The organism is Ktedonobacterales bacterium (genome assembly GCA_036557285.1).
Lineage (GTDB): Bacteria > Chloroflexota > Ktedonobacteria > Ktedonobacterales > DATBGS01 > DATBHW01.
This window is the reverse complement of the sequence record DATBHW010000070.1, coordinates 1-11735: the sequence shown is the minus strand read 5'-3', so window position 1 is coordinate 11735 and position 11735 is coordinate 1. Positions and strand designations below refer to the sequence as shown.

Here is an 11735-nt window from a genome sequence, read left to right as displayed (position 1 = left end):
CCTGGAAAGCGAGCAAATAGATGACCCAGGATAAAGACCTGGACGAACTGGTCAAAGCTGAAGAGCAGATTATCGAAATCGCCAAAGGCTTTGGGTTGGACCCGTTCCCCGTCTTTTTTGAACTCGTCACCTCCTACAAAATGTACGAAGACGCCGCCTATGGCTTGCCTGCTCGCTTCAACCACTGGACGCGCGGCAAAGCCTTCTATCGGATGAAGACCCAGTACGACTATGGCCTGAGCAAAATCTACGAGGTCATTTTCAATACCAACCCTGCCGTCGCCTACCTCATGGAGCAAAACGATCTCTTGCAGAACAAAGTCGTCATCGCTCACGTCATGGGTCACAGTGACTTCTTCAAGAACAACGCCTATTTCCAGAGCACCTCGCGGCGCATGATCGAAAAAGTCGGCATCCACGCCGACCGCATCCGCAAGTACGAATTCGATCATGGCGTCCAGGAAGTGGAACGCTTTCTCGACGCAGTGCTGTCCATTGAAGAACATATAGACCCCAACGCCTTCTCGCGCAAGCAGCCCGATAAAAAAGAAGAGCCAGCCAAACCAGGCGCTGGCCCCTATGACGACCTCTGGGACTTGGAAAAGCGCGAAAGCCTTTTCGAAGAAGAAGACGAAGCGTATTTCCACAAGCCGCGCAAGTTCCCGCCAGAGTCGGAAAAAGACGTCCTGCGCTTTCTGGCCGAACACGCCCCCGACCTGGAAGAATGGCAGCGCGACATCATCATGATCGTGCGCGAGGAGATGCTCTACTTCCTGCCCCAGATGCAGACCAAGGTATTAAACGAGGGATTTGCCAGTTTTTGGCACGCCCGGATTATGCGCGAGATGGACCTGGGAAATGACGAAGCGACCCAGTTCGCCCAGATGCACGCCGGAGTGCTGGCGCCCTCGCGCACCCACCTGAACCCCTACCACCTGGGCTATAAGATTCTAGAGGACATCGAGCGGCGCTGGGACAACCCGACAGAAGAAGAACGGGAACGGCTGGGGCGCAAGCCAGGCCAGGGGCGCGCCAAAATCTTTGAGGTGCGCGAACTGGAAAACGATGTCTCGCTGCTGCGCAACTACCTCACCAAAGAACTCATCCAAGACCTGGACCTCTACATCTATAAGAAAGAGGGCGACGAGTGGGTCATCGTCGAAAAAGATTGGCAGAAAGTGCGCGACTCTATCGTTGCCAGCATGACCAACTTCGGGTATCCTTATCTGGTGATCGAAGACGCTGATTATCGCCGCAACTCTGAACTCTATCTCAAACACCGCTTCGAGGGGCAGGAACTCGATCTGATCTATGGCGAAAAAACGCTGCAATACGTCTACCAGCTTTGGGGTCGGCCTGTCCACCTCGAAACCGTCTATGACGAGCGGCGAATCCTGCTCTCCTATGATGGCGACAAAAATCAGCGCATCAATCTCGACAAAGAGCGCGGCTAGCGAGCGAGAGTGCCGGGACATAGCAGCGGCCCGCCGCAGGCAGCCTTCACCACCCACCAGGGCAGGAAGGACTCCTTCATGGCATCACCAGCAGATGACGTGCCTATCCAAACCGAGGCGCTCGGCGAAGAGGCGCGCGCCAGCGGGAAGCTGCTGGCCCTCACCCGCATCAGCCGCCTCATCAACATCCACCTGGACCCCCAGGAACTCTGCGAAACCGTCGTCACGCTGCTGCGGCAAACCTTCGCCTATGATCGCACGTCCATTTACACCATCGAGATGGCTGCGCTCTTCCAGAGAACCGGGGATCAAGAACTGCCAGAGGTAGACCTCGCGCAGACGGCTATCCCCTGGTTCACCAGCCCGCGACCTTATCTTGCCCCTGAGCCAGACGCCCACGAGCCGCCAGACCTCGCTGAACTGGCAAAGTGGCGGCTGGTCCGGCGCACCACCAGCGGCGACAACGCTGCCCCGGCCAACATCTCGCTCAGGCGCGGCGTGATCGGGCGAACCGCCCGTACCGGGCAAGCGACCATGCTGCCCGAGGTACGCAGCGACCCCGACTATATCGCCCTGCTGCCCGGCGGCATGTCAGAGATCGCTATCCCTCTGGCGCAGGGACGCGAGGTGCTGGGCCTCCTCAATATCGAATCGGCCAGGCGGCGGCTGGATGAGCAAGACTTCGATCTGCTGAGCGCCGTCGCCGATATGATGGTCGTGGCTTTATGCAACGCCCGGCTCTATCAGCAGGCGCAGCGCGAGCGCGACGCCGCCCAGCGTTATGCTGATCAGCTTGTCACCCTCCATCGCATCGGCCACGAATTGCTCACCACTCCCCGCCTCAGCGACATGCTGGAACGCATCACCAGCGCCGCCCTGGAGATCAGCAACGGCATTTATGCCGCGCTTCATCTGCCCACCGCTGATCAGGAAGAACTCATGGTCGTCGCCCCGCGTGCCATTTATCCCATCGAAGACGTAGACATGAGCGCATTCCCTGCCCAGGCTGGCAAAGGCTTTGTGGGACAGTGCTTTGCTCAGGGCGAAATGCTCTACGCCGAGCAAGCCCAGACAGACCCCCGCAACGCCAACGTACCCGCCACCCAATTCCTGGGCATTCACGCCCTGCTGGCGCTGCCGCTGATCGCCGAGCAACAGGTCATCGGCGTGCTGAGCATCGGACACGGCGCGCCTGCTTCCTTCTCACCTGAACTCCAGCATGTGCTGGCGATGCTGGCCGATCAGGCTGCCACCGCTATTCGCCGCGCCAGCCTGCACGAAAAATTGCGCGCGGCCCTGGAGCGCGCTACTGAACTGGACCAGTTGAAAGACCTCTTCCTGCTGATGGCCTCGCACGAACTGCGCACCCCACTCACCGCCGTGATGGGCTTCTTAGAACTACTAGGCGACTACCCTGGCAGCATCAGCGATGACCGCGCTCAGCACTTCTTAAACCGCGCGCGCATGGCAAGCGAAGAGATCGTGCTGCTCCTCAACAACATCCTCGACGGCACGCGCGGCGAACTAGACCGCTCCAAGCTGAGTTTCCAGCAGGTGAACCTTGATCCCCTCATCGAGAATGTCCTCACCCTGGTCAGCGCGCGCGCCCGCCAGGTGCTAACCTATCAGGTCCAGACGGGCCTGAGTGTCTGGGCCGATGAAATCAAGGTGCAGCAAATCTTGCTCAACTTGCTGACCAACGCCGTCAAGTATTCTCCCAGCGAAACCACCATCACCGTCACCGCCGCCAGCGACACCGCTGGCAGCGTCACCGTCAATGTGCATGATGACGGCCCTGGCATTGCCCTGGCAGATCAGCCCCGGCTTTTCCAGAAGTTCGTGCGCCTGACCGACGGCATCAACAGCACCGTTCGCGGCACCGGCTTGGGCCTCTACATCTGTCGCCTGCTGGTGGAAGGCATGGGCGGCCAGATCGGCCTTACCAGCGCCCCCGGCCAGGGCAGCACCTTCTGGTTCAGCTTGCCGACGCGCCCTCCGCCACGCGCCGCACAAGAAACACTGGATGACACGGCGCTTCACGCTCAAACTCCTCCAGCGACGATGCCGGGGTCACAGCGAAGCATCGGCGAGTGAAGGCTGAGGCTTTCGCAACACGCTGCTTCAGGATGAGCGCCGTCTCTGCCGGGGATAGCTCCACGACGGCAAGCCGTTCAGAATGACGCCCCGTGTCAAGAGCGGACCAGGGGAAGCTGGAACCAGAACGTGGCCCCCCCGCCGGGCGTACTCTCGATGCCCACCTGCCCCGCTTGCCTGCTCATCAGGTGCTGGCAAATATAGAGGCCCAGCCCTAAACCCACCTTTGACCCGCTCTGCACCGGGGTTTGCGGCGATTGGTAAAACCGCTCCCAGATACGTTCTTGCTGCTCACGAGTTAAGCCTGGCCCATGATCTTGCACCCAGACCCGAGCAGATTCGCCCTCCAGGGCAAGCCCGACATGCACTGGCTCGCTCTCCGGGGAAAACTTCAGCGCATTCGCCAGATAGTTACCAAGTACCTGCTGGATGCGATCACGATCCCCCTCCACCCGCTGGGCGTCTTGTTCGGGCAACTCCAGCGTTATCAAACGCGAGGGATGCGCTGCCTGGTAATCTTGCACCGTCTCATACACCAGCTCGCTCAGATCGCAGGGGGCCAGATGCACCTTCAATTTGCCTTCTTGAATAGAGGCGACATCCACCAGATCATCAATCAAACGATGCTGCACCCGCAATTGCTGTCGGCTGCGGCTGAGCATAGTCAGCACCGCTTCCAATGTCTCTTGCTGCTCCGCAGGCATCTGCTCCGCCTGGCCCAGTATATGGGTGAGCCGACGCTGGGCTAGCTGAATATTTCCTTGCAGGGCAGTCAGCGGCGTCCGTAATTCATGGGTAATCATCCCAACAAAAGCTTCTCGCTGCCGCTCAAGTTCTTTCTCACTCACTCGTAAGGCTTCTTCCGCCCGCTTGCGGTCGGTGATGTCGCGCAGATTACATTGGATAACCTGATGCGCGTTGGCCTGATACAGAATACTCACCAACTCGACGTAGCGACGTTCTCCGCCTTTGGTCAAGAGCGACAGCGTCTCGTAGCGCAGTACCTCCTGCTCCCGCAGCGCGCGCAAGACCTCCAGCGTCGCAGCCTGGTCCGCAAACAGCCCGATCTGCCAGAGTTCCTGACCCAGCAGTTCATCGCGCGTATAGCCCAGCAGGGCGGTCATAGCGAGATTCGTAGCGGTAATAGCTCCATTACCCGGATCAACCAGTAAGATTCCGTCGGTGGACGCCTCAAAGAGGCGACGATAGCGGTTTTCAGAAATCCGCAGATGCTCTTCCGCTCTCTTGCGTTCGGCAATCTCGGCTTCGAGCGAATCAGCCTTCTGCTGTAGCAGGGCAATAGCGCGCAGCCGCTCGTCCGGGTCAGCCAGGGCCACATAACGCTCAGTCGGCATAACTTTTGAGTGCTGCTCGCAAAGCTGGGCGAACAGCGTCCGATACATATCGCCGACCAGGCTGCGCATTGCATAGGCGCAGAAGAGCGAAAAGGGCGGCATACTCTGGCGCAGTATGTTCCAGAGTACTTCCAGGTGAACGGCAGCCGCCTGGTTTCCCTCCGTCACCAGCAGCGATACCATCTCTCCAAAGACGCGCACAGGACGCCCGTTGCGGGCCGCCTGGACAATCCGGCTCCCCACAACCTCCACAAACCGCTCCGGCGCGGGCCATCCGTCCACCATAAACTGCGCCAGCATCTCGCTTGCATCAAGAGCGATATACTCCCCGCGCAGGCGGGCGGCATCCAGGTCCGCCGCGCCTGCCCGCAAGCGTTCCTCAAGCAGCGCCCGATGCGCCTGCGTGGCAAAAACAATGCAAGCCTCTCCCGCCTCCAGCCCCGCCCCGATAAAGCTGCTCACCGCATCCATGAGGAAATCATCGGTCTCATAAAACTGGACAAAGTGTTCAGGCGTTCCCGCCACACGTTGATGGGGGGGAAGGCTCGCCATAGCATCCCGCTCGTGAAGGATGTGCGCCCAGTTTGAGGGGGTGGTCATGGGAGGCACCTCTCTTCTCTGCCATCGAACCTCTCTCCTCAGAGCGTACCCTATTTTGAGGGGAAACTCAAGGAGCCGACAGACATTGCCAGGGAGACTTTTAGTTAGCTCTATCTAAAGCCAGCCGCGTGTAGCCCCGCCTTCCGGGCGGCCAGCGGAACCATTCGTGCGCCTGATGCGTCCCTATTAATAAGGAAATTTTTTCACAAAAGGGGAAGAGCGTCCGTCATGAAGAAAAACAACGTTCTCATCGGGATACTGGCGGGGGTATGCCTCGCATTGGCGCTGGCCGCGTGCCAGCCAGGGGGAAGCCCCACCGGCTCAAATGGGGCGGCCAGCACGCCCGCGCCCATCAACGTACCCCAGGGGTATCAGGGGATTGTGCAGATCACCTTCAGCGCAACGACTACTTACGACGAGGCGGTCTCTATCCTTCAGAGCGCCGGAATGAAATTGCAGGTACAATGCCCCAACCCCGGGCCGATTGTCGGTGATCCTACCGTCACGCCCAGACCGATCAACCAGCAAGCCACGTTTGCCAGCACGCAGCAGCTAAGCGCCATTGGCACGCCCAATCTGACCCAGGCCATGCTGAATCAGGTTGCCGCTTCAGCGCAAGTCACCTCCATAGACAAAGCGCCGCAGATGGCGTGTCCGCTTCTTTCGGCAGCATAGTGCAGCAAAAACAGAGCGGGGCGGGAAGAACTTCCCGCCCCGCGTGCTGTCTAGTGGGCTATCGGGCGAGGCCGCGCCATCTGCGCTTCGCGCTTGCCCTGACAGGAGACACACAGAGTAGCGGTGGGGCGTGCCTCCAGGCGCTTGGGGGGAATAGGTTGGCCGCAATCATCGCACAAGCCATACGAACCACTGGCAAGCCGTTCGAGCGCGCGATCAACCTGCGCCATATCATCCATCAGCACTCTCGCCACAGCATCGCGGCCAGCGCGATCCAGCATATCCATCACCTCATCCGCAGGGTGGTTGCTGTAGCGTGGACGGGCATCCTCATCCACTTCCAGCGCCTCAGCGCCCAGCCGCTCCAGCCGGGCCTGCAACTCGGCCTGGCGCTCGCGCAGTTGCTCCGCCAGACCTGGCGGAACGACCACGCCGCGATCACCAGAAGTCGCCGGAGCCGGGCGCGTAAACGTCTCGTTAGCGGGCGCTGGCGCCGGGCGCGCCCGCCCGACCACCATATCTACCCCGCTGCGCTGACGATCAGCCGATGGTTCCATCGCCCGACGGCGGCCCGTTCCTGAGCGCCGCCGCAGAGGCAGCACGCGCTCTGGCGTCTGTGCGCCCGCTTCGTTTTGCTGATCGCCAGATTCTGGCCCTCCAGCGCCCTCGCGCCACGAGTACCTGTTGCGAGCCTCCATAAGTCTGTTCTCCCCTCTATAGGCGTCGAAATCGGCCCCATTGCCGAACTCTCTCGCCACAAAAACCGCTGTGTTACAAGCCAATTAGCACTCCACGTGCCAATTCTCTGAATGAGCGACCTGACTTTCCCCAAAAAGTCCTACTCCAATGAGCGCCAGTTTATCAACTTTTCGGGAGCGCGCAGGGCGCCGTGAATGTACACCTGGGCCTGGCATCCCATTCCCCAAGGCATATGCAGGACTCATGCCCCTTTGGCATCACGCATGCCTTCCGATCTGGCACAGCGTGTCCTGTGATAGCTATCCTATCATCCTCAACGCGAAAAAGTGATAGCGTGAGCGGCGCGCCTCGCTCGCGCGCCGCCCTCTTCAAGCGCCCGCAGCATTCTGCTGCGAACGCCGTTTATTTCAATGTATTTGCGCCGCTCCTAGATGCGCCTCTTCGGCTGCACAAACACCGCGTCGGTCACAAAAGCCGCCAGCATCAGCAGCACCCACAGCGTAATGCCAATCCACTTGACCAGCGCGGCGACAAAGCCAAAGAGCAGGCCAATCACCCAGATACCGCTGAGAAAGCTCAGGATGAAATAGATCACAAAGATAGGCACAAAGATCATGATCGCCTGCCAGGCATGGCGGCGAACAGACCGATTCTGCTCCACCGTCAGGAAAAACAGCCCCGACAAGATCGGAACCAGATAGGCCAGCACACGCTCAGTTCGCTCACTGAAGCCCAACGACGTTCCTGTGCGCGGTTGCAAATGCATCATAACGATTCAACTCCTTTCGCGCCCCTGCGCGTTGCCGCGCGGCAGGCTCACCCCTGGCCTGTCTCGCGTTTGCCCTTGAAGGGCGCGGCCCCATTGCGCGTCAGCCCTTCAAGTGTTTCATCTCAGTATACGCTTCAGGGGAAAGGGAGTTGCAGATTTTCTGGCCCACCCGGAGTTTCATGCCAACCTCTCACCCGCACTTACGTATATCATAACTAGAACGTTTGTTCTTGTCAAGAAGCGATCAGCATTCTTGCGGTTCTTCATCAGGAACGACACTGCTTGCCAACCGTTTGAGAGGGAACGTCACCGTCACCTCGCGGCCCGTCGTTTTCTGCCTGGCCTGGGCAAAAATGCTCCAGCCCTCAAGCCGGGCGCTCATGATTTGCTCGCCATCGGGGACAAGCGTGAGCAGAGGCACAATGGTCAGCGGTTCTCGCAGCCTGTAGCCATAACTCCTTGCCCATGCCCTGGCGACGCTCTCTATCTCCTCCTCCGGGAAAATATTTATCGGTTGCCTTCCTTCGATCATATTTTCCCTCCTTTCCTGCTCTCGCTTACCTGATCTGGCTTACCTTGTCGTCTGCTCTTACTCATTTGTTATGCAAAAACTAGACCAAATGATTCATTCCTCTCCTATAGAGCGCCGACGCTCCTCACAGCCACCTCGCGGCAGACAGATCAGAAAACAGGAAACACTGAAAAAATACATCTTTTGATACATGGTATGCCCGTGCAAACACCCTATACTTTTCAGGAGGGCGCAAGCCGAACATGTCAGCGCCCTTGCTCTGCACCCTGGAAATTGAGAGCGCCGCTTGTTGATTACTTGATTACTTGGTTGCTTGATTACAAAGGAGCCTGTCTATGGATACCACCCTTACCCCTCCGTTCGCCTATGACATCAGCCCGGCCCAGCCGTTCCACGCCAGCCAGGTGCGCCAGGCTCGCGGCTTGCCCACCTATATCCTCGCGGATACCGCGCTGGAGATGGGGGCCAGCCTCGGCAACAGCCGCTGCTGGCTCACCACCAAAGGCACCGGCGACATCGAAACCCTCTTCAGCACCTTTCTTGGCACACAGGTGACGGGCGCCATCTGTGTGCGCTACTCAGGCGTCGGCCAGCGGCTTGTCCGGGTAGGCCAGGCGGGGGCTGCGGCTGATGGGGCCGCCGAAGCCTTTATCCAGCTCCGCCCCCAGGAAGCGGGAGAGTTCGAGCTGCATCCCGCCTATCAACGCCATCGTTTCGCGCTGCCAGGCTGGCTCTCGATAGAGGAAACCGTCTTCGTGCCTGCTGTCACCTCGCCAGCGGAAGCGCCCCATCTCTCCGACCTGGACAGGCCCATTGTCTACACGCTGATCAAAATCCAGAACCGCGACACCCAGCCGCGCACCTTGCGCGTTTATGGCTACGCGCACTTTCACGGGAAGACGCCCCTCGACCTCCAGGCCACCTACGCGCCTGACCTTGGGCGGGGCGCGCTCATCGCTCGGAACCAGAGCCGCCCCGATTGGGTGCGCATCTTCGGGGTCGTCGGCTCGCAGGTCCAGGTGAAGGGCTGGCAGACCAGCTTCGATTCCACGCAGATGTACGAAACTACCCATGTGCTGCCGCTGAAGAACGACACCTCCGCTACGGGCAGAATCCTGGGCGCTTTGCAGGTGGATGTGGAGCTTCAGCCACAGCAAACAGTGGAGTTTGGCTTTGTCACCGTCTTCTCGCACGAAGGAGAGGCCGACGCTCGCCATATCTTCCAGGCTGCCACCGATTATGGGGCGGCCTTCAACCAGACCGTCGCCTGGTACACCCGCGCGCTCGAACCCAGCCAGGTGATAACCCCTGATCCATTGATCAACCAGGGAATTACCTGGGCCAAGGTCAATATGCTGCGCGTCATGGCAGACTTCCCCACCGGCCCCGCCTTCACCAACGACCCCAGCCTGTCATCGGCGGTGGTCGCGCGCGACGCGGCCTGGTTTGCCTGGGGCTGCGACTACCTGATGCCGGAGTTTTCGCGCCGCCTGCTGGATGCCTTTGCCAAACGCCAGCGGCCCAGCGGGCTGATCCTCGAATACTATAACGCCGTGACCGATCACCAGGAGGACGATGGCCTCAATATCAACGACGACACCCCGCTCTTCATCATGGCTGCGCGTCATCATTGCCTGATAACAGGCGATATGGACTACACGCGCCATATCTATCCGGCAGTGCGCCGCGCCGCCTATTACATCATGAGCCAGCGCGATACCTTCCTCGATGAGATTCCGCCAGAGCGCAAATATGGGCTGGTAACGTGTACGGCGCGCGGGGTAGAAGATCATGGCATTGCAAGCTGGCGTAACATCATTCCCAACTACACCCTCAACGGCGCTGTCGCCGAAATCAATGCCGAATGCGTCGCTGCGCTCCGCTGGGCCGCTGAACTGGCCGAAATGCTGGGCGAGCCAGAGCAGCAGGAAGACGCCCGGAAGTTCCACGAGGCCGCCGAAGCACTGGCTCAGGCCATGAACACCCATCTGCTCAACCCCGAAAGTCACCTGTATTACCTCACGATTGACCTGGATGGCAACATCGTCACCGACGTAACGGCAGACGAGCTTTTCCCCGTCATGTTCGGGGTCGCCGATGCGCAAGTCGCCTTCCGCATCATCAGCCGCCTCAACAGCCCCGACTTCTGGACCCCCGCCGGCATTCGCACTGTCAGTCGCATCAGCCCCGACTACGATCCCTATCGCCAGTGGGGCTTGATGGGCGGCGTCTGGCCCGGCGTGACCTGGTGGTATGCCTTTGCCGCCGCAAAGTATCACCCGGAGTTCATGGTTCGCGCCCTGCGCGCCAGCTTCGAATATTACGCCCGCGACCCCAAGAAAAATCTGACTGTCCCCGGACAATTCAGCGAGTGGATTGATGGGGAATCGCTGGTCAACCGGGGCATGCGCCTTTCGCCCTGGGAGCCGCCGCGCTTCCTGCTGGCGGCGGTCAGCGGCGTGTGCGGCCTGAGCTTGCGCAAAAATACGCTCCATAGCCATCCATTGCTGCCAGCCGACTGGAAATGGGTCGGGCTGCGGCGGTTCCCCTATCATGGGCAAGAGATCGCCTTCTTTGCGACCCGCCAGCGCGACGGCGCTCACCTCTACGGCACAACCGCTCTTGAGACAGAGCGAGAACTGGAACAGCACCGCTATGCCGAAGACATTACCCCTGAGATTTTCCTGCTGAACCCGCTGGCGCAGCACATCGCCTTCAAGAACCCTGGCGAAATCCTCGTCTGTGTTGGATCGGCGGGCCAGCAAACCGCCCTTGTGCCGCTGAGGCTGGGGAACACGCTGGAACCTCAAAAACGCTACCAGATAGACATCTATAACAGCGAGTGGCATGCCTGGGTTCCGGGCGAAGTCAGCCAGGGCAAAGACCTGGCCGAACTGGCCGTCTCTATGGAAGAGGGTGGGTATCGGCTGATCCGCTTCCGCGAGCAGGCATAAAGCGCCTGGCATGCTCATTGCAGTCTGAGAGCCATTCACTCGCGGCGTACAGTGCGCCGCGAGTGAATGGCTGAGGATCACCGTATCGAAAAGGAGAGAAGTCACATGTCCATGTCGAAAGCGCCTCAAGACCTGACGCCTGAGCTGCCGCAAAATCTGCCGCAGCGTCCGGCCCTGGTCACGTTTGCGGCAGTCATGATGTTCATACTCGGCGGTTTTGAACTGTCGCTGGCCCTGCTGGAGTTCCTGCGCGCGCCCTGGATGCTTGCTGCCACCTATGGCGAGTTTGGAGGCTTCCTCTGGATATGGGGCATCGTTGACGCGCTCATCGCAGTGATTGCCCTCTATGCTGGCTACGACATCCTGAGGGGCGGCGAAGTGGGCCGCATCATCGGCATTATCATTGCCAGTGTCAGCGCCATCCGCTGGTTCTTCTACCTGCCAGCGGCCCCACTCCTGGGCATCTTCACTCTCGTCGTAGATGGCCTCATCATCTACGCGCTGGTGGCGCACAGCGAATTTTTCCGCGCCAGCGCCCGCGCCTGACGGCCACTCGCGCCACCCCCGCCCGCCACTGGTCGCGCCGCCTTGCAGACGGCTAGT

General features: G+C 59.9%; 9 protein-coding genes. 5 read left to right on the top strand and 4 right to left on the bottom strand.

Annotation, left to right across the window (positions count from 1 at the left end):
• Nucleotides 1–20 precede the first annotated feature (20 nt).
• Both VH599_19610 and VH599_19605 read left to right on the top strand, forming a co-directional pair.
• Nucleotides 21–1454, top strand: coding sequence for a SpoVR family protein (locus VH599_19610; GenBank protein ID HEY7350525.1), 1434 nt, complete (start codon nucleotides 21–23; stop codon nucleotides 1452–1454).
• 78 nt (nucleotides 1455–1532) lie between these two features.
• Complete coding sequence (locus tag VH599_19605; protein HEY7350524.1) at nucleotides 1533–3548, top strand: ATP-binding protein; 2016 nt, start codon at nucleotides 1533–1535, stop codon at nucleotides 3546–3548.
• Nucleotides 3549–3643: 95 nt separating this feature from the next.
• Here the strand turns inward: VH599_19605 and VH599_19600 are convergent, their stop codons facing one another.
• The gene (locus VH599_19600) at nucleotides 3644–5503 is read right to left on the bottom strand and encodes an MEDS domain-containing protein (protein ID HEY7350523.1); all 1860 of its coding nucleotides are present in this window, start codon (nucleotides 5501–5503) and stop codon (nucleotides 3644–3646) included.
• 228 nt (nucleotides 5504–5731) lie between these two features.
• On the opposite strand from VH599_19600, the gene VH599_19595 reads away from it, so the two are divergent.
• Nucleotides 5732–6178, top strand: a complete 447-nt coding sequence (locus VH599_19595) for a hypothetical protein (GenBank protein ID HEY7350522.1) — start codon at nucleotides 5732–5734, stop codon at nucleotides 6176–6178.
• A gap of 50 nt (nucleotides 6179–6228) precedes the next feature.
• On the opposite strand, the gene VH599_19590 is transcribed toward VH599_19595, so the two are convergent.
• From VH599_19590 to VH599_19580, 3 genes are all read right to left on the bottom strand, one after another.
• The gene (locus VH599_19590; GenBank protein ID HEY7350521.1) at nucleotides 6229–6876 is read right to left on the bottom strand and encodes a TraR/DksA C4-type zinc finger protein; all 648 of its coding nucleotides are present in this window, start codon (nucleotides 6874–6876) and stop codon (nucleotides 6229–6231) included.
• A 428-nt stretch (nucleotides 6877–7304) separates the two neighbouring features.
• Nucleotides 7305–7646, bottom strand: a complete 342-nt coding sequence (locus VH599_19585; GenBank protein ID HEY7350520.1) for a hypothetical protein — start codon at nucleotides 7644–7646, stop codon at nucleotides 7305–7307.
• A 244-nt stretch (nucleotides 7647–7890) separates the two neighbouring features.
• Entirely contained in the window at nucleotides 7891–8178 is a 288-nt protein-coding gene (locus VH599_19580; GenBank protein ID HEY7350519.1) for a hypothetical protein, read from the bottom strand.
• A gap of 335 nt (nucleotides 8179–8513) precedes the next feature.
• Here VH599_19580 and VH599_19575 point away from each other — a divergent pair, with 335 nt between their 5' ends.
• The gene (locus VH599_19575; GenBank protein HEY7350518.1) at nucleotides 8514–11132 is read left to right on the top strand and encodes an amylo-alpha-1,6-glucosidase; all 2619 of its coding nucleotides are present in this window, start codon (nucleotides 8514–8516) and stop codon (nucleotides 11130–11132) included.
• Between the two features lie 105 nt (nucleotides 11133–11237).
• Nucleotides 11238–11678, top strand: a complete 441-nt coding sequence (locus VH599_19570; GenBank protein HEY7350517.1) for a hypothetical protein — start codon at nucleotides 11238–11240, stop codon at nucleotides 11676–11678.
• The last annotated feature ends 57 nt before the right edge of the window (nucleotides 11679–11735 follow it).